The sequence below is a fragment of the Streptomyces sp. NPDC048506 genome (genome assembly GCF_040651315.1).
Lineage (GTDB): Bacteria > Actinomycetota > Actinomycetes > Streptomycetales > Streptomycetaceae > Streptomyces.
Genome location: NZ_JBEZIX010000028.1, coordinates 60,162 through 77,740 on the forward strand (window position 1 = coordinate 60,162; position 17,579 = coordinate 77,740).

Genomic DNA, 17,579 nt, shown 5'->3' on the forward strand with positions numbered 1-17,579 from the left:
GTGGCGCCGCCTGCACAACGGACTCTCGCCCGGCACAACTGCCGCGGGCCCGAAGGGAGTTGATCACTCCGCCGAGGGGGCGGGAACGACGACCGGCCGGGAACGCCGGCGGGCCCGGGTCCCCGAGGAACCCGGGCCCGTCCTCACGGCGGGGCACCGTTACCGCATGACCGACGGCTCCGTCACACGGCTGCTGCTGTTCGACCGGGCGCTGCGCCCGCGGTCGCTACTTCTTGCCGTCGCCCTTGCCGCCCTTGTCCTTGTCGCCGCCGGCGCCCATGGACTCGTAGATCTCCTTGCACATGGGGCACACGGGGTACTTCTTCGGGTCACGGCCCGGCACCCACACCTTGCCGCAGAGCGCCACGACGGGGGTCCCGTCGAGCGCGCTCGCCATGATCTTGTCCTTCTGGACGTAGTGGGCGAAGCGCTCGTGGTCGCCGTCGCCGTGCGACACCTGCGGCGTCGGCTCTACGAGGGTGCCCGTACCTGCCCCGCGCTCGGGCTCAACAGTGCTCATAACTGCCAAGGGTACTCACGCCCGCGGCGACCCGGGCGCGTCGGCCCGCCACCACGTGGAGCAGGAGGCCCACCGCCGCCACCCCGGCGGCCGCCCACGGCAGCGCGTACGGGGCCAGCCCCGATCCGAGCGCCAGCCCGCCGAGCGCCGAGCCGACCGCGCTGCCCAGATAGAGCGCCGAATTGTTCAGGGCGAGGGCGACCGTGCCGCGCCGTGCGCTCAGCCGGAGCAGCCGGTGCTGCTGGGGCACCTGGAGCGCCCAGCCCGCGGCGCCCCACACCACCAGCGCGGCCACCGCACCCGGCAGCGCCGTGCCGGCCAGCCACGGCAGCAGCGCCTGTGCCGCGACGATCGCCACCAGCACCCCGCCGACCAGCACCCGGATCCGGCGCCCACCGTCCACCGCCCGCCCCGTGGGGTCCGCCGGGGTCCGCCCGGTCGGGCGCCCCGGCCCGGACGGTCCGCTGCGGTCCACCAGCGGCCCGACCAACAGACTGCCCAGCACGCCACCGACGCCCCACGCCCACAGGTACGGGGCGACCTCGTCGACACCGCCCGCCGCGGCGAGCACCGGCGCGAGGTAGGTGTACAGCCCGAGGCTGGCCACCGCGGCGAGGAAGGACACCCCGACGACGGGGGCCAGCGCGCGGTCCGTGAGGGCCGCCAGCCGGGCACGGACCGGCACCGCGGGACCGGCCGGCACCTGTGGCAGCAGCACCGCCAGACCGGTGAGCGCCAGCCCGCCGAGGCCGGTGAGCAGCCACATCGTGGCCCGCCAGCCGGTGTGTTCGGCCAGCAGCACCCCGATCGGCACGCCCAGCACCGTGCCCGCGCTCATCCCGCCCATCACCAGCGCCAGCGCCCGGCCGCGCCGCCCCTCCGGCGCCAGGGCGGCGGCGGCCGCCGTGGACAGCGCCGAGTAGACCCCGGCCCCGGCGCCCGCGACCGCCCGGGCGGCCAGCAGCGCGCCCAGCGAGGGGGCCAGCGCCGTCGCGCCGTTCCCGAGCGTGAAGACCGCCAGCGCGGCGAGGATCAGCAGCCGGGGCCGGGCGCCGGAGAACAGGCCGGCGACCAGCGGGGCCGAGACCGCGTAGGCCAGCGTGAAGACCGTGACCAACTGGCCGGCCAGCGACACCCGGGTGCCGATGTCCGCCGCGAGGACCGGTAGCAATCCGGCCATCACATAGGCGTCCAGGCCGAGGGTGAACGCCCCCAGCGTCAGCAGCCAGACCTTGCGCACCGCACTCAACTCCCCTGATCGTCCGGGCGCCGGGCGGTGTGCCCGGCGCCCGGGTGGAACCGACCAAGGAACCGTAGGGAGTCTCCGGATCCCGCGGGAAATGCTCGACGGGGTGCACTTATGCTGGGTCGGCATGAATGACGAGCGCCCCCCTGCCGCCCTCGACGGCGTGGCACTGCGGCATCTGCGCGGCTTCCTCGCCGTCGCGGAGGAGCGCAGCTTCACCCATGCCGCGGACCGGCTGCGGATCGGCCAGCCCGCGCTGACCCGCACCGTCCGCGCGCTGGAGACCGCGCTCGGCGCCCGGCTGCTGGACCGTACGACCCGCCGGGTCGAGCTCACCGACGCCGGGCAGCGGCTCTACGCCGACCTGGCACCGCTGCTCCCCCGGCTGACCGCGGCGCTGCGCCCGCCCGACGGGCCCGCGCTCCTGCGGCTGGGCTTCACCTCGCTGCTGCCCGCCGTCTGCACCGCGCTCACCGCGACCTTCGAGGCGGCGACCGGTGCCGGCGTGCGGCTGGTGCGCCGGGATGCGCCGCTCGCCGGGCTGGAGAGCGGGGAGTCGGACGTGGTGGTGTTGCGCGGCGAGGTCCCCGAGGACGCCGGGCTGCGCAGCACGCTGCTGCTGCACGAGCCACGGGTCGCGGCCCTGCCCCGCCACGCGCCCGGGCTGCCGGCCGCCGTCTCGGCCCTGGCCGGCCGGCGGGTGCTGGACTGGACCGAGCTGGCCGGACTGCCGCTGGTGGTCAACACCGTCACCGGCAGCACCCGGCCCGAGCTGTGGCCCGCGGCGTGGCGGCCCCACCTCTCCTGCACGGCGGGGAACGTGGACGAATGGCTGGAGGCGGTCGCCGCCGGGCACGGCGTCGGGGTGGCCCCGGAACCGCTGGCCCGGCGCCACACCCACCCCGGCATCCGCTACATCCGCCTGAAGAACGCCCCCGCCGTACCGGTCCACCTGGCCCTGCCGGCGCGCGACGCCCATCCGCTCGCCGAGCGCTTCTTCGCCCTGGGTGTCCAGGCGGGCCCGGGCGGGCCGGCCGCACCCGGCGGCCGGTGACCACCGCCGCCGCAGGGTGGCGGTGACCTCGTAGGGCCGACCCGCGCCCTACGAGGTCACCGCCACCCCACCGCGGTCGCCGGCCGTCAGGCCCAGTGTCTGCGCGAACTCCAGCGCGGCCGCCGGCCGGACCTCGTACCAGGAGTCCTCGTCGCAGACCGCGCCCAGCAGCGCGGTGACGTCCTGGGCGCCGACCGTGCGGGCCTGGGCGGCGGCGAGGAAGGCACGGACCGCGGGCGCGGCGTCGACCTCGGTCTCGGTGCGCGCCACGAGGTCGTCGACGATCCGCCCGACCGCGGCGTCGCCGGGCGCGACCCAGCTCATCGCCATCGCCAGGCCGTCGTCCGGCAGCTTCTCCGGGTACGGCGCGCGGGCCCAGGAGCCGTCCTGCCACCAGTAGACGAAGCCGAAGAGGTTGCCCTCGGCGTCGTGCCGCAGCCGCTCCCAGGGCAGCCACGCGGGGCCGCCGGCCAGGAAGTCGATCTGCCGGCCCCCGTCGTGCGTGTAACTGCCGTCCGAGTCCTGGCCGCACAGCAGCGCCCGGCCGTCGTCGTAGAGTTTCAGCCGCCACCAGTACGCGCCGCCGTCGTTCCAGCACTGCAACCCGTGGGCGCCGAAGGAGAATTCGTCCCAGTCGTCCACGGCGGCCGCCACCACCGCGAGCGTCGCGGCGCGCGCCCACAGCCGCTCCGGATGGTCCAGATCCTCGGGCTCACTCGGCCTGTGCATGGCGCTCACCCCCGTTGTCCAGCGCGGCCCGCCGGGGCGTCCGCGCACCGTCCCCTCTCACGTCGCACCATAGCGACGGGGACTGACAATTCCCCATGACGAGACCGTCACAATAATCCAAGCCTCAACGAAGTTCCGGGCGTTCGACCGGCCCGCCCCGCTCAGTTCAGCGACGGGTCGTCCGGGTACGTCGCCACCATCGCCAGCTCGTTGCGCTGCCGCCGCAGCACCGCCCGCCACAGCTGCTCGGGATCGGGCGAGGAGACGTCACCGGGCTCGGACTCGACGACGTACCAGGCCCCCTCCACCAGCTCGTCCTCCAGCTGGCCCGGCCCCCAGCCCGCGTACCCGGCGAAGATCCGCAGGCTGCCGAGCACCGCGGCGAGGAGCTCCGGCGGGGCCTCCAGGTCGACCAGGCCGATCGCGCCGTGCACCCTGCGCCAGCCCAGCGGCTCGTCACCCGACTCCACCTCGGCCCGGTCCGCGGCCTGCACCCCCGCCGTCCCGTCGCCGTCGTCACCGGACCGGCCGCCGCCCTCCACGGACGGGATGCCGCTCTCACCGGACGGCCCACCGGGCACCACGGCGACCCCGAGCGCCGAGTCCAGCGAGACCGGGCCGCCCTGGAAGACCACCCCGGGCTCACCGGCCAGCGCGGCCCACGGCGCGAGGATGTCGGCGACGCCGACCGGAGTGGGGCGGTTGAGGATCACGCCGAGGGAGCCCTCCTCGTCGTGGTCGAGGAGCAGCACCACCGCACGGTCGAAGTTCGGATCGGCGAGCGCGGGCGTCGCGACGAGCAGCCGGCCTGTGAGCGAGGACACCTCGGTCATGGCCACATGATCCCGCACTTCTGCCCGAAGCGGGGAGTCAACGCCCGATCCCGTGCGAGAGCAGGGCAGGGCGTACGGCGGCAGCCCCGGGCGCACGTGAGGAACACCGCGGGGCCGTTCAGGTCACTGAACGACCCTTCGGGGCAATTCACACCAATTCCCCCAAAAGGCGATTACGGATCAAAGGCGGATCGTAGCCGAGCGTGTTGTGACAGAGCCATTACATGCCCAGGGACTGCACGGGCCTACGGAGACCCCCTCGGCCGCCCTTACCATTTCAGCTTGGCCCTGCCCGTCTCCAGGAACGCGAGATCCATGACCGTCTCTACTGACGACGTACTGCTTGTCCACGGCGGCACCCCGCTGGAGGGCGAGATCCGGGTTCGCGGTGCGAAGAACCTTGTGCCGAAGGCCATGGTCGCCGCCCTGCTCGGCAGCGGACCCAGCCGGCTGCGCAACGTGCCCGACATCCGCGACGTGCGCGTGGTGCGCGGACTGCTGCAGCTGCACGGCGTCACGGTCCGCCCCGGTGACGAGCCCGGCGAGCTGGTCCTCGACCCGTCGCACGTGGAGAGCGCCAACGTCGCCGACATCGACGCGCACGCCGGCTCCTCGCGGATCCCGATCCTGTTCTGCGGCCCGCTGCTGCACCGCCTCGGCCACGCCTTCATCCCCGGCCTGGGCGGCTGTGACATCGGCGGCCGGCCGGTGGACTTCCACTTCGACGTGCTGCGCCAGTTCGGCGCGAAGATCGAGAAGCGCGACGACGGCCAGTACCTGGAGGCCCCGCAGCGGCTGCGCGGCACCAAGATCCGCCTGCCGTACCCGTCGGTCGGCTCGACCGAGCAGGTGCTGCTGACGGCCGTCCTGGCCGAGGGCGTCACCGAGCTGTCGAACGCCGCCGTGGAGCCGGAGATCGAGGACCTGATCTGCGTGCTCCAGAAAATGGGCGCGATCATCTCCATGGACACCGACCGGACGATCCGGATCACCGGTGTCGACAAGCTCAACGGCTACACCCACCGGGCCCTTCCGGACCGCCTGGAGGCCGCCTCCTGGGCGTCCGCGGCGCTGGCCACCGAGGGCAACATCTACGTCCGCGGCGCACAGCAGCGGTCGATGATGACCTTCCTCAACACCTTCCGCAAGGTCGGCGGCGCCTTCGAGATCGACGACGAGGGCATCCGCTTCTGGCACCCGGGCGGCTCGCTCAACGCCATCGCGCTGGAGACCGACGTCCACCCCGGTTTCCAGACCGACTGGCAGCAGCCCCTGGTGGTCGCCCTCACCCAGGCCTCGGGCCTGTCCATCGTCCACGAGACGGTCTACGAGTCCCGGCTCGGCTTCACCTCCGCGCTCAACCAGATGGGCGCGCACATCCAGCTCTACCGCGAGTGCCTGGGCGGCTCCGCCTGCCGCTTCGGCCAGCGCAACTTCCTGCACTCCGCGGTCGTCAGCGGCCCGACCAAGCTCCAGGGCGCCGACCTGGTCATCCCCGACCTGCGCGGCGGGTTCTCGTACCTGATCGCGGCGCTGGCGGCGCAGGGCACCTCCCGGGTGCACGGCATCGACCTGATCAACCGCGGCTACGAGAACTTCATGGCGAAGCTCGTGGAACTGGGCGGCAAGGTGGAGCTGCCCAACGGCGCGCTGAGCAACTGACGCGGCGCCGCAGCCGGCCCACGAAGGGGCGGCCACCCGGTCCGGGTGGCCGCCCCTTGGTGCGCCCCGGGCACGGTCGCGCCGCTCGCCCGGCACGACCGTGCCCGGCCTCCTGCGCGCCGCCACCCCGATCGGCCGGCAGGAGTCCGCGCCCACGGCCGCCCGGGAGACCCCTGAGGCCGCCGCTGCCGCGCCGGGCGGGGTCCGCCGAGGTCCCGGACTCCCGGGCCTCACACCCGGGCCTGCACGGCCGTGGTGGCCCGGGGACGACGCCCGGCCGGGGACACGAAAAGGCGGCCACCCCTGGAGGGGATGGCCGCCCTGTCACGTCGTGCTGAGGGTCTTACTTGCCCTTGGCGGCTTCCTTGAGCTTGGAGCCCGCGGAGACCTTCACGCTGTAGCCGGCCGGGATCTGGATCGGGTCGCCGGTCTGCGGGTTGCGCGCGGTGCGAGCGGCACGGTGGGTGCGCTCGAAGGTGAGGAAGCCGGGGATGGTGACCTTCTCGTCGCCCTTGGCGACGACCTCGCCGGTCACCTCGGCGAGGGCGGCCAGAACGGCGTCGGCGTCCTTGCGGGTCACCTCGGCGCGATCGGCCAGAGCGGCCACCAGCTCACTGCGGTTCATGTTTGTACTCCCGTGTTCTTCTTGCCAATGAGGCGTGCCACGCGGCATTAGCCGCATGTAGGGCACAGCGAAGCCGATGCTGCCAGGGTCCTCGGACACTCTCCGGACCCAGGTCTGGTGCCAGACCCTCTCGCCCGGTTACGCATCCTGCCCCTACCTGCGGCGGTAAAGCCAATCCGGCACCCAGCAGGGTCACACGAAAAGCGCCACTGACTCCTCGTGGTGACGCTCCGTGCCCGTCCCGCTCCGTACCGACCCCAGAAGACGGCGGCCACATACTGTCCGCCACCCTATGGGGCCCCCAACAAGGGCGTGTCTCGCGACGCGCCGTACTCAGACCGCCGTGGCGGCCGTCACAGTCGGCTCGCTGTCCTTGGCCGCCGCCCGGACCGCTCCGGCCACCGCGCCCGCGACCTTCTCGTTGAAGACGCTGGGGATGATGTAGTTCGGGTTGACCTCGTCCTCCAGGACGACGTCCGCGAGAGCGCGGGCCGCGGCCAGCATCATCTCGGTGTTCACCGTACGGGAGTGGGCGTCCAGGAGGCCGCGGAAGACGCCGGGGAACACCAGGACGTTGTTGATCTGGTTGGGGAAGTCGGAGCGGCCGGTGGCCACGACGGCGGCGGTCTGCCGGGCGACGGCCGGGTCGACCTCCGGGTCGGGGTTGGCGAGTGCGAACACGATCGCACCGTCGGCCATCTTCGCCACGTCGTCGCCGTCGAGGACGTTGGGCGCGGAGACGCCGATGAAGACGTCCGCGCCGACCACGGCCTCCCGCAGGGTGCCGGTGACGCCCTCGGGGTTGGTGTTGTCGGCGATCCAGCGCAGCGCCGAGTCCGGGTCGGCGTCGACCAGGTCGGCCCGGGCGGCGTGCACCACACCGTGGATGTCGGCGACGACGGCGTGCCGGACGCCGGCGGCCAGCAGCAGCTTGAGGATGGCGGTACCGGCCGCACCGGCGCCGGACATCACGACCCGGACGTCCTCGATCTTCTTGCCGACGACCCGCAGCGCGTTGGTGAGGGCGGCGAGCACCACGATGGCGGTGCCGTGCTGGTCGTCGTGGAAGACCGGGATGTCCAGGGCCTCGCGCAGCCGCGCCTCGATCTCGAAGCAGCGGGGGGCGGAGATGTCCTCCAGGTTGATGCCGGCGAAGCCGGGGGCGATGGCCTTGACGATCTCCACGATCGCGTCGGTGTCCTGGGTGTCCAGGCAGAGCGGCCAGGCGTCGATGCCAGCGAAGCGCTTGAAGAGGGCCGCCTTGCCCTCCATGACGGGCAGGGCGGCCTTGGGACCGATGTTGCCGAGACCGAGGACGGCGGAGCCGTCGGTGACGACCGCGACGCTGTTGCGTTTGATGGTCAGCCGGCGGGCGTCCTCGGGGTTGTCGGCGATGGCCTGGCAGACCCGGGCGACACCGGGGGTGTAGACCATGGACAGGTCGTCACGGTTGCGGATGGGGTGCTTCGACGACATCTCGATCTTGCCGCCGAGGTGCATCAGGAACGTACGGTCGGAGACCTTGCCGAGCGAGACGCCCTCGATGGTGCGGAGCTGCTCGACGATCTCGTTGGCGTGCGCGGTCGAGGTGGCCGCGATGGTGACGTCGATGCGGAGCTTTTCGTGTCCGGACGCGGTGACGTCGAGGCCGGTCACCGAGCCTCCGTTGGACTCGACGGCCGTGGTGAGCTGGGAGACCGCGGTTCCACTCGCGGGCACCTCCAGCCGGACCGTCATCGAGTAGGAGACGCTGGGCGCCGTTGCCATGGCCGACTTCCTCTGCTTTCACCGTTTCGCTGTGTTTCGCTGCTTGTCACAGCGTTGTGCCGTCCGATCGTCGCACCTACCCCTGAGTACGTGGTAGCCGCCCGGGATTGCGAACGTTGTGTTCACCAGCAGGCATCGACTTCGGAAATCTTCTTCCACCATACGAGAATTGATCAGCCAAGCAAAGAGGCCCACGTCACGTGGTGACGTGGGCCTCTCAGGGCTATGACACCGACCCGCCATGCTCGCCTCGCGGCAAGTGGTCGCTCGTAGCGACGATGGTTGGGCCCGGGGGCTTGGATCGAGCCGGTGCCGTCACCCAGGCTAACAAACCATCTCCGGAAGCGAATCCCGTCGCGGGGGACGGATTTCAGGACCCCCCGGACGGCGGTCGGCCCGGCGGGCTCAGTCCCGCAACAGGTCGGGCACCCCGGCCGCGTCCGGCTCGTCCCGTTCGGCGGACAGCACCGTCAGCTGCTGGGTGGCCCGGGTCAGCGCCACATAGAGCACCCGCAGCCCGGCCGGCGACTCGTCGGCGATCTCGGCCGGCGAGACCACCAGCGTGGCGTCGTACTCCAGGCCCTTGGCCTCCAGGGAGCCCAGCGCCACCACCCGGTCCCCGAGCGGGGCGAGCCAACGGCGGGCCTGCTCACGGCGGTTCATGGCCACCACGACGCCGACCGTGCCGTCCACCTCGCCCAGCAGCCGCTCGGCCTCGGCGACCGTGGCCCGCGCCAGCGCGCCATCGCCGCGGGAGCCGGCCACAGAACCAGCCGCAGAACCGGCGGCGGAGCCGGCCGCGGGCCCGGCGCCGTCAGCGGCGAACGCGAAGCGCGGCTCCAGTCCCGTCGAGCGGACCGCCTTCGGCGACACCATGCCGGGCATCGCCAGCGCCAGGACCCTGGCGGCCAGCTCGGCGATCTCCGCGGGGTTGCGGTAGTTCACGGTGAGCGTGAACCGGCGGCGCGGGCGGGTGCCGAGCGCCTCGTCACGGGCGAGCGCGGCCTCGTCCGGGTCGGACCAGGAGGACTGCGCCGGGTCGCCGACGACGGTCCAGGTGGCGTGCCGACCGCGGCGGCCGACCATGCGCCACTGCATCGGCGTCAGGTCCTGCGCCTCGTCGACGATGACATGGGCGTAGTCGGTGCGCTCCTCGTCCAGCCGTTCCCGGCGGCTGCGGCCGCCGCCGTTGCGGTCCGCGTAGGTCGTCAGCTCCTCCAGACCGGTCAGCTGGTCGAGCGGGTCGGCCTCGCGCGGGCGGGCCGGGCGCATCGGGGCGCCGAGGATCTGCTGGAGCTCGTCCAGCAGCGCGATGTCGTGCACCGACAGCGGGCCGTGGCCGGACGCGTCCAACCGGCCCAGGGAGCGGGCCAGTTGGCGCACCTCGCGGGGGTTGAGGATCCGGCGGGCCCAGCGGCCCAGCCGCCGTTCGTCGGCCATCGCGGCCAGCACCCCGCGCGGGTTCAGCTCGGGCCACCAGGCGTCCAGGAAGGCCTGGAACTCGGGCTCGGTGGTGATGTCCTCGTCGAAGCCCTGGCGGGCCTCGGCGGCCAGCTCGGGGTCGGTGTAGCGGCGGCCGGCGCCCGAGGCGCTCCACAGGGCGTCGAGGATCAGCCGGCGGGCGCGCGGGCGGAGCAGGTTGACCGGGGCGGTGCCGCCGAGCGCCGACTGCCGGATGGCGTGCAGGGCGTCGGCGTCCAGCTCGATGCGCGAGCCGAACGCGACGACTCGCAGCCGGGCGGGCGCGGCGGGGGCGGGCCGCGGGGTCCTGGAGCGGGTCCGGCGGCCGGCCCGGTCCTCGGGCGCGGGGGCCGGCGCGGCGGCGAAGAGGTCCTCCAGGGACAGCTGGGCGTCCTGGCCGGCGCCCGGCCCGGCGGCTTCCCGCTCCGGCCCGGCCGGGCCCGGCGCCGCCAGCTCCAGCGCCCCGCGGGCCGCCTTGCGCAGCAGCTTCTGCATCCGCGAGGAGCCCTTGACGCGGGCCACCGCCGGCGGGTCGTAGGCGGTCGCCTCGGCGCCGTCGACCAGCGAGCCCAGCGCGCGGATGGCGACCTGGCCCTCCTCGCCGAGCGAGGGCAGCACGCCCTCGGTGTAGGCGACCAGCAGCGGCGTCGGGGAGACGATCAGGATGCCGCCCGCGTAGCGCCGACGGTCCTGGTAGAGGAGGTAGGCGGCGCGGTGCAGGGCGACCGCGGTCTTGCCCGTGCCGGGTCCGCCCTCGACTTCTGTGACGGAGGCGGCGGGGGCCCGGATCACCATGTCCTGCTCGGCCTGGATGGAGGCGACGATGTCCCGCATGGTGTGGCTGCGGGCCCGGCCGAGCGCCGCCATCAGCGCGCCGTCGCCGACCGCCGGCAGCTCCTCGCCGTCGAGCGTGGCGGTGACCTCCGGGCGCATCAGGTCGTCCTCGACGCCGAGGACCCGGCGGCCCTTGGAGCGGATCACCCGGCGGCGGACGACCCGGCCGGGGGCGACCGGGGTGGCGCGGTAGAAGGGCGCGGCCGCCGGTGCCCGCCAGTCGATGACCAGCGGGGAGTAGTCCGCGTCGAGGACGCCGAGGCGGCCGATGTGCAGCGTCTCGGCGATCGCGGCGCGGTTGTTCTCGATGGCTCCTTCGGCGGGCTCGACGGAGGTGTAGGCGCCGTCCGGGCCCTTCTTGCCGTCCTTGCCCAGGAGCAGGTCGATCCGGCCGAAGAGGAAGTCCTCGTACTCGGAGTTCAGCCGGTGGAGGTGGACGCCGGCCTGGAAGACCTGGGCGTCCCGCTCGGCGAGCGCGCCGGGCGTGCCGACCTGGCCCCGCTTGGCGGCGTCGTCCATCAGGAACTCGGCCTCGTGGATCTTCTCCTCAAGGCGCCGGTAGACGCGGTCCAGGTGCGTCTGCTCGGCCTCGATCTCACGGTCGCGAACGGAATCCGGTGCGTGGTCCGGTGCGTGCGTGGCGTTGTGCGCGGCCACCCAGGCCCCCTTCTGCTGTGCGTAGGGCAGCCGTCAACCGTACGCGAACCGGGCACCATGCGCACCTGGTGAGAGGGACAAACTCGGGCGGAATCGGTCGGATGTTGATGCAGTCCTTTACTTCCCTTTACTTCGGGCGTCCGAGAACGCGCTCTTCGGCCGTCTCAGACCTTCACCGTGGCCAGTCGCCTGCCCTCCAGGGTGCTGATCTCGAAGTGGTCGATGTCGGCGCGGTCCAGCGCCGCGCCGCCGGCCGCGTAGAGGGGTTCGCGGTTCCACTTGGTGGCGCCGCCCGGAATGCCGTAGCCGCCCTCGGGGACGGCCCAGGTGGTGACGGTCTGCCGCCTTCCGTCCTTGCCGACCGCGACCAGGTCGCAGGCGAGCGGTCCCTTGACGTTGGCGAGTTCGAGGACGACCTGGGTGCCCCAGGTCCGGGGCGCCATGGAGACGCCGGCCGAGACCTTGGTGACCGGGTCGACGGAGCTGACCTTCTCGCCCTCGGCGTACTGGGCGCGGACGGCGCTCGCCAGCGGCGGGGCGGCCGGCGGCGTGCCGTCCGCCCCGCCCGTGAGGGAGACGGCGGCGAGCGGCCCGCCGACGATCAGCACGACGGCGGCGGCGACCAGGAACAGCCGGCGCCGGGCGCGTCCGCGGCGGGTTGCGGCGACCTCGTCGAGCACTCCGTCGAGCAGCGCGCGGCTCGGGACGGCGGTGATCGCCTCCGGGGTGGGGGCGGACGCCTTGAACTCGGCCAGCGCCGGCGTCAGGCCCATCAGCTCCTCCAGCTCGGCCGCACACCGGTCGCAGCCGACCAGGTGCACCTCGAACCGTTCCGCGTCGGCGGCGTCCAGGACGCCCAGCGCATAGGCGCCGACGTCGGTGTGCCGGTCCGGCTGCGTGGGCGGGGTCACTCCGTCACTCCTCGTTCTTCGAGCGAGAGCTTCAGGGAGCGCAGCGCGTAGAAGACCCGGGACCGTACGGTTCCGGCCGGTACGCGCAGCACCTCCGCTGCCTCGTTGACCGTACGCTCCTTGAAGTACGTCTCGACGAGGGCGTCTCGGTGGGCCTGGCTCAGATCGCCGAGCGCCTCGGAGATCGTCATCGTCCGCAACGCCCGGTCGATCACGTCGGCGGCGGGCATCGTCTCCAGGGGCGTCGGGTCGACCTCCTGGGGGCGGGCCTTCCGGCTGCGGTGTCCGTCGATCACGATCCGTCGGGCGACGGTCACCAGCCACGGGCGGATCGAGCCGGTGGCGCGCTGTAGCTGGTCGGCGTTGCGCCAGGCACGCACCAGGGTCTCCTGCACCACGTCCTCCGCGCGGTGCCGGTCCCCCGCCACCAGTCGCAGGACGAAGGCGAGGAGCGGGCCCGCGTGCTCGTCATAGAGAGCTCGCATGAGCTCCTCGTCAGGTGTCGTCCTGTCTGCCACGACGTGCATCCTTACGCACTCCAACTCCCGGGTCGATAGCGCGGATCACCCGAGAACGCCGGGACCCTGGCCATGAATCGGACTTGCGGTGAGGAGTACGCACAGGACGGACCGGGTGTTCACCCGCCGGCCGGAGAATTTTTCGCGGGTGCCGCGGGTGCCGCGGGTGCCGCGGGTGCCGCGGGGACGGCGAGGGTGGTGGCGGCGGCCGGGGCGACGGGTGCCGCGGTGGCGCCCCCGTCGGGCGCGCCACCGGCGCCCTTCCGGGTCCGCCTGCGGTGGCGCGCCACCCGCTCGCGGTTGCCGCACACCTCGCTGGAGCACCAACGGCGGCGCCGGCCGCGCGAGGTGTCCAGATAGACCACCCGGCAGCGCTCCCCCGCGCACTCCCGCAGCTGCCCCCGCGCCACCGCGTCGGTCAGCAGCCCGACCGCGTCCCGGGCCACCGCGGCCAGCAGCCCGGCGCAGTCGGGCGGGGCGGACAGGGCGCGGGCCAGGGTGCCGTCGGCGGTGCGCACCGCGCGCGGGGCGGGCGGCTGCCCGGCCGCCGCCGCGGAGTTGAGCTCGGCCAGGTCGGCGTCGGCCGCCCGGTGACGCAGTTCGTCGTGCACCACCCGGCGCAGCAGTTCGCGCAGCGCCTGGAAGCGTGCGACCCAGCGGCCGTCGACGCCGTCCAGCGGCGCCCCGTGCGGCACCAGCCCCGCGCCGACCAGCCAGGCCGCCAACTGCCCGGGTCCGGTGAGCCGTTCGGCGGGCACGCCGCCCGCGGTGGCCACCAGGTCCAGGCAGATCCGCCCACAGTCGAACCGCAGGTCGCAAGGCGCTGCCATGTGCCTGTCACTCCTTAGGGCCTGTCCGATGGGTCAGGGTCGGAAAGGCCCCGGGAACCCCACCACGCGTGTGCTCCCAGAGTGCCCGGCGCACGGGCCGGCCGGAACCCTCCGGCAGCGACCGCGCCCCGCGGTGGGCGAGGGGTCGGCGGCACGCATGCACCGCACGTGGACACACCAAGTACACACTGCGCGTATACATCTGATGTATAGTCCGCGACACGACGGCTCGGGGCCCGCACGCCCGGCCCGCCGTCCGCCGTACGCCCTCGGGCAACCGGGCGGTGATGGCCTCCGACACCAGCCGCGACCCCGAGGCCGCGGTCGGCAGCCGCAGCCACCAGCGCTGGCTGGCGCTGGGCGAGATGCAGTTCGCCTACTTGACGGAGCACGGGCTGAAGCCCGGCCACCGGATGCTGGACATCGGCTGCGGCAACCTCCGGGCCGGCTGGCGCTTCATCGCCCACCTGGACGCCGGCAACTACTACGGCATCGACATCTCGCCGGACATCCTGATCTCCGCCAAGCAGACCCTGACCACGTACGAACTCCAGGACAAACTGCCGCACTTGACGATCACCCAGGACCTGAAGCTGGACTTCCTGCCGGCCGGGCACTTCGACGTCGTGCACGCCCACAGCGTCTTCTCGCACTCGCCGATCGAGGTGATCGACGAGTGCCTCGCCCACGTCGGCCGGGTGCTGGCCCCCGGCGGCTTCTTCGACTTCACCTTCGACCGCACCGAGGGCACCGAGCACCAGGTGCTGCGCGAGGACTTCTACTACCGCACCGAGACCCTGCTGCGACTGGCCCGCCGGCACGGACTACAGGCGCGCTTCATGGACGACTGGGAGAGCCGCCCGCACGGCCAGTCCAAGATCCGGGTCGACAACCCGGCGTGAGCCGCCGGCCCGCCCAGGGGCTCACGCCGCCCCGTACTTGTCGGTGTCCGCATGCGGATCCAGCGACAGCCGGTACCCGCGCTTGACGACCGTCTGGATCAGCTTGGGCGCGCCCAGCGCCACCCGCAGCCGGGCCATCGCGGTCTCCACCGCATGCTCGTCCCGGCCCGCCCCGGGCAGTGCGCGCAGCAGCTCGGCGCGGGAGACCACCCAGCCGGGGCGGCGGGCCAGCAAGCGCAGCAGCGCCATCCCGGCCGGCGGCACCGGCCGCAGCTCGCCGTCCACCACGACGGCGTGCCCGCGGATCTCCAGCCGTCGGCCGGCCACCGGCAACGACCGTGCCCGTCCCGGGAGTTCACGGCACAGCAGCTGCACCAGCGGCCCGAGCCGGAAGCGCTCCGGCTGGAGCGTGGGGACGTCCTCGGCCTCCAGCGGCAGCGCGGTCACCGGGCCCACGCACACCGGCAGCACCTCGCTGCGCAGCGCCGCCAGCAGCCCGTCCCGGAGGCCGCGCTCCTCGGCCCGGCGGAGCAGGGAGGCGGCGGCCGGGGCGCTGGTGAACGTCACCGCGTCCAGGCCGCCCGAGGTCACCGCGTCCAGCAGCCGGTCGACCGGGCCGATGTCCTCCGGCGGCATCCAGCGGTACACGGGCACGCCGACGACCTCGGCGCCACCGGCCCGCAGCGCCTCCACGAACCCCGGCAGCGGCTCCCCGTGCAGCTGTACGGCCACCCGGCGCCCGGCCACGTCCCCGGCCAGCAGCCGGTCCAGCACCTCGGCCATCGACTCGGAGGCCGGTGACCACTTCTCGGTCAGCCCGGCGGCCCGGATGGCGCCGCGCACCTTCGGCCCGCGCGCCAACAGCTCCACCCCCGCCAGCCGGTCCAGCAGGGCCTCGCCGAGCCCCCAGCCCTCCGCGGCCTCTATCCAGCCGCGGAAGCCGATGGCGGTGGTGGCGACGACGACGTCGGGGGCGTCGTCGATCAGGCCGCGGGTCACCGCGAGCAGCTCGGTGTCGTCCGGGAGCGGGACGATGCGCAGCGCGGGCGCGTGCACCACCTGGGCGCCGCGCCGCTCCAGCAGCGCCCCCAGCTCCTCCGCCCGCCGGGCCGCGGTCACGCCGACGGTGAACCCGTCCAGCGGTCGGAGGGCCGGCCCCGTTTCCGGCTCGGTCCGCTGGTGTTCGCCGTGGTCCTGCTGCTGATCGTGCATGGTCGTCCCGCTCCGCCCAGAGTGGTTGTGCTGCCCGTCGCCCGGCCGCCGCGGCTCGGGCGACACGGGTGCCAAGGTGCCCAGGCTGCCAACGCCACGTGACAGGCCCGGTCCTCCAGTATTTCCCCGCGGTTACGCCGGCGGCGCGGGGCGGCCCGGACGGCCACCCGCACGCCGCCCGGCCCGGCCCGGTGCCGGCGGCCCGGACACGGGCCCGCGGCGGCCCCGGACGCGGCCGCCGCCCCTGCCCCGCCGGTCTCACACCTCCGCGTAGACCGGCCGCCGCTCCCCGTCGGCGGCCGCCGCGCCGGTCGCCGCCGGCACCGAACGCCGCCCGCGCGCCACCGGCCGCAGGTATACCGCCCAGGTCACCGCGCCGCACACGCCGTAGCAGACCAGGAAGGAGACGAAGGCCGGAGTACCCGAGCCGGTCGTCAGGAACGCCTGGCGGAAGGCGAGGTTGATGGCCAGCCCGCCGAGCGCGCCCACCGCCCCGATCAGGCCCATCGCCGCGCCCGACAGTCGCCGTCCGTACGCCGCGGCGGCCTCCCCGGCCAGTCCGCGGCGCACCGCCTGGGCCTGGAAGATGCCCGGGATCATCTTGTACGTGGAGCCGTTGCCGAGCCCGGACAGCACGAACAGCGCGATGAACCCGACGAGGAACACCGGCAGCGACTTCGCCGCCGACGCGTAGATCACCACGCCGGTGGCCAGCGCCATCGCCGCGAAGTTCGCCAGCGTGATCCGGGCGCCGCCGAACCGGTCGGCCAGCCGCCCGCCGACCGGCCGGATCAGCGACCCGAGCAGCGGGCCGATGAAGGTCAACGAGGCCGCCTGGAGGGGCGTACGGGCGAACTGGTTCTGGAGGACCAGGCCGAAGGCGAAGCTGTAGCCGATGAACGACCCGAACGTGCCGACGTACAGCAGCGACATCACCCAGGTGTGCGGCTGCCGGGCGGCGTCCCGGGCCGCGCCGGTGTCGTTGCTGACCGGCGCGAGGTTGTCCATGAACAGGGCCGCGAGCACCGCCGCGAGCACGATCAGCGGCACGTAGACGGCCAGCACGATCCGCGGACGGGCGGCCCCGGCCACCCCGATGACCAGCAGCCCCAGCAGCTGGATCACCGGCACCCCGATGTTCCCGCCGCCGGCGTTCAGGCCCAGTGCGTACCCTTTCTTCCGCAGCGGGAAGAAGGAGTTGATGTTCGTCATCGACGAGGCGAAGTTCCCGCCGCCGACCCCCGCCAGCATCGCCACCGCCAGGAACGTGGTGTACGAGGTGCCCGGGTGCATCACCAGCGCGGCCGCCCCGGTCGGCACCAGCAGCAGCAGCGCGCTGAGCACCGTCCAGTTGCGCCCGCCGAACAGCGCCACCGCGAAGGTGTAGGGGACCCGCAGTACCGCGCCCACCAGCGTCGGCATCGCCACCAGGAAGAACTTCCCGGCCGGGTCGATCCCGTACTCCGGCCCCATGAACAGGACCATCACCGACCACAGGCTCCAGATGGAGAAGCCGATGTGCTCGGAGAGCACGGAGAACGCCAGGTTCCGGCGGGCGACCCGTTCTCCGGTCTCCCGCCAGAACGTCTCGTCCTCCGGCGCCCAGTGCTCGATCCACCGCCCGCCCCGCCGGGGGCGGCCTTCGGTGGGGGTGTCGCCAGGACTGTCGCTTCGGGTGCCTGCCGTGGCCTCGGCCGTCATCGCGCCTCCCAGGGGGTCGGGTCGTCCTTCCCGAAGCTAGGGACGGCGGGTTTCGGTGCCGTGGCGGGAGGTCACCGCTGCGAAACCTTGCGCTCACGAGGCGCGCGGAGGATACGT

The 17,579-nt window shown here is 73.6% G+C and carries 14 protein-coding genes and 1 pseudogene; 3 read left to right on the forward strand and 12 right to left on the reverse strand.

Translation table 11 applies throughout. From position 1 onward, the window contains the following. Window positions 1-226 precede the first annotated feature (226 nt). Window positions 227-520 carry a DUF3039 domain-containing protein gene (locus AB0C96_RS23090; RefSeq protein ID WP_362919586.1) on the reverse strand — a complete coding sequence of 98 codons (294 nt, stop codon included), beginning with the start codon at window positions 518-520 and terminating at the stop codon, window positions 227-229. Continuing rightward, a complete protein-coding gene (locus AB0C96_RS23095; RefSeq protein WP_362919632.1) occupies window positions 507-1,760 on the reverse strand; it encodes an MFS transporter in 1,254 nt (417 codons plus the stop codon). Before AB0C96_RS23095 ends, AB0C96_RS23090 begins: the two co-directional genes overlap by 14 nt. Window positions 1,761-1,893: 133 nt before the next feature. On the opposite strand from AB0C96_RS23095, the gene AB0C96_RS23100 reads away from it, so the two are divergent. Continuing rightward, on the forward strand, window positions 1,894-2,820 hold the full coding sequence (locus AB0C96_RS23100; RefSeq protein ID WP_362919587.1) for a LysR family transcriptional regulator: 927 nt from the start codon (window positions 1,894-1,896) through the stop codon (window positions 2,818-2,820). 48 nt (window positions 2,821-2,868) lie between these two features. Here AB0C96_RS23100 and AB0C96_RS23105 read toward each other — a convergent pair whose 3' ends face one another. Together AB0C96_RS23105 and AB0C96_RS23110 are read right to left on the reverse strand one after the other, a co-directional pair. After that, window positions 2,869-3,549 carry a hypothetical protein gene (locus AB0C96_RS23105; RefSeq protein ID WP_362919588.1) on the reverse strand — a complete coding sequence of 227 codons (681 nt, stop codon included), beginning with the start codon at window positions 3,547-3,549 and terminating at the stop codon, window positions 2,869-2,871. Window positions 3,550-3,710: 161 nt separating this feature from the next. After that, a complete protein-coding gene (locus tag AB0C96_RS23110; protein ID WP_362919589.1) occupies window positions 3,711-4,382 on the reverse strand; it encodes a YqgE/AlgH family protein in 672 nt (223 codons plus the stop codon). A 315-nt stretch (window positions 4,383-4,697) separates the two neighbouring features. On the opposite strand from AB0C96_RS23110, the gene murA reads away from it, so the two are divergent. After that, complete coding sequence (gene murA, locus AB0C96_RS23115; protein ID WP_362919590.1) at window positions 4,698-6,044, forward strand: UDP-N-acetylglucosamine 1-carboxyvinyltransferase; 1,347 nt, start codon at window positions 4,698-4,700, stop codon at window positions 6,042-6,044. Window positions 6,045-6,387: 343 nt separating this feature from the next. Here the strand turns inward: murA and AB0C96_RS23120 are convergent, their stop codons facing one another. From AB0C96_RS23120 to AB0C96_RS23145, 6 genes are all read right to left on the reverse strand, one after another. Beyond that, complete coding sequence (locus AB0C96_RS23120; RefSeq protein ID WP_006605312.1) at window positions 6,388-6,669, reverse strand: HU family DNA-binding protein; 282 nt, start codon at window positions 6,667-6,669, stop codon at window positions 6,388-6,390. A 333-nt stretch (window positions 6,670-7,002) separates the two neighbouring features. Further along, window positions 7,003-8,436 (reverse strand): NAD-dependent malic enzyme, encoded by a 1,434-nt coding sequence (locus AB0C96_RS23125; protein ID WP_362919591.1) that lies wholly within the window; start codon window positions 8,434-8,436, stop codon window positions 7,003-7,005. A 405-nt stretch (window positions 8,437-8,841) separates the two neighbouring features. Further along, window positions 8,842-11,388, reverse strand: a complete 2,547-nt coding sequence (locus tag AB0C96_RS23130) for a UvrD-helicase domain-containing protein (protein WP_362919592.1) — start codon at window positions 11,386-11,388, stop codon at window positions 8,842-8,844. A 164-nt stretch (window positions 11,389-11,552) separates the two neighbouring features. Then, a complete protein-coding gene (locus AB0C96_RS23135) occupies window positions 11,553-12,299 on the reverse strand; it encodes a zf-HC2 domain-containing protein (protein ID WP_362919593.1) in 747 nt (248 codons plus the stop codon). Next, window positions 12,296-12,826 (reverse strand): sigma-70 family RNA polymerase sigma factor, encoded by a 531-nt coding sequence (locus tag AB0C96_RS23140; RefSeq protein WP_362919594.1) that lies wholly within the window; start codon window positions 12,824-12,826, stop codon window positions 12,296-12,298. Before AB0C96_RS23140 ends, AB0C96_RS23135 begins: the two co-directional genes overlap by 4 nt. 110 nt (window positions 12,827-12,936) lie before the next feature. Continuing rightward, a complete protein-coding gene (locus tag AB0C96_RS23145) occupies window positions 12,937-13,647 on the reverse strand; it encodes an ABATE domain-containing protein (RefSeq protein ID WP_362919595.1) in 711 nt (236 codons plus the stop codon). 278 nt (window positions 13,648-13,925) lie between these two features. Between AB0C96_RS23145 and AB0C96_RS23150 the strand changes: the two are divergent. Then, window positions 13,926-14,549 (forward strand): annotated as a pseudogene (locus tag AB0C96_RS23150) (class I SAM-dependent methyltransferase); the annotation flags it as partial. A gap of 21 nt (window positions 14,550-14,570) precedes the next feature. On the opposite strand, the gene AB0C96_RS23155 reads toward AB0C96_RS23150, so the two are convergent. Together AB0C96_RS23155 and AB0C96_RS23160 are read right to left on the reverse strand one after the other, a co-directional pair. Further along, a complete protein-coding gene (locus AB0C96_RS23155; RefSeq protein WP_362919596.1) occupies window positions 14,571-15,761 on the reverse strand; it encodes a uroporphyrinogen-III synthase in 1,191 nt (396 codons plus the stop codon). 258 nt (window positions 15,762-16,019) lie between these two features. Then, window positions 16,020-17,462 carry a nitrate/nitrite transporter gene (locus AB0C96_RS23160; RefSeq protein ID WP_362919597.1) on the reverse strand — a complete coding sequence of 481 codons (1,443 nt, stop codon included), beginning with the start codon at window positions 17,460-17,462 and terminating at the stop codon, window positions 16,020-16,022. Window positions 17,463-17,579: the final 117 nt, after the last annotated feature.

Coding starts and splice junctions, on each gene's coding strand:
- AB0C96_RS23090 (WP_362919586.1), bottom strand. CDS start 520: ATGAGCACTGTTGAGCCCGAGCGCGGGGCAGGTACGGGCACCCTCGTA.
- AB0C96_RS23100 (WP_362919587.1), top strand. CDS start 1,894: ATGAATGACGAGCGCCCCCCTGCCGCCCTCGACGGCGTGGCACTGCGG.
- AB0C96_RS23105 (WP_362919588.1), bottom strand. CDS start 3,549: ATGCACAGGCCGAGTGAGCCCGAGGATCTGGACCATCCGGAGCGGCTG.
- AB0C96_RS23110 (WP_362919589.1), bottom strand. CDS start 4,382: ATGACCGAGGTGTCCTCGCTCACAGGCCGGCTGCTCGTCGCGACGCCC.
- murA (WP_362919590.1), top strand. CDS start 4,698: ATGACCGTCTCTACTGACGACGTACTGCTTGTCCACGGCGGCACCCCG.
- AB0C96_RS23120 (WP_006605312.1), bottom strand. CDS start 6,669: ATGAACCGCAGTGAGCTGGTGGCCGCTCTGGCCGATCGCGCCGAGGTG.
- AB0C96_RS23125 (WP_362919591.1), bottom strand. CDS start 8,436: ATGGCAACGGCGCCCAGCGTCTCCTACTCGATGACGGTCCGGCTGGAG.
- AB0C96_RS23140 (WP_362919594.1), bottom strand. CDS start 12,826: ATGCACGTCGTGGCAGACAGGACGACACCTGACGAGGAGCTCATGCGA.
- AB0C96_RS23145 (WP_362919595.1), bottom strand. CDS start 13,647: ATGGCAGCGCCTTGCGACCTGCGGTTCGACTGTGGGCGGATCTGCCTG.
- AB0C96_RS23155 (WP_362919596.1), bottom strand. CDS start 15,761: ATGCACGATCAGCAGCAGGACCACGGCGAACACCAGCGGACCGAGCCG.
- AB0C96_RS23160 (WP_362919597.1), bottom strand. CDS start 17,462: ATGACGGCCGAGGCCACGGCAGGCACCCGAAGCGACAGTCCTGGCGAC.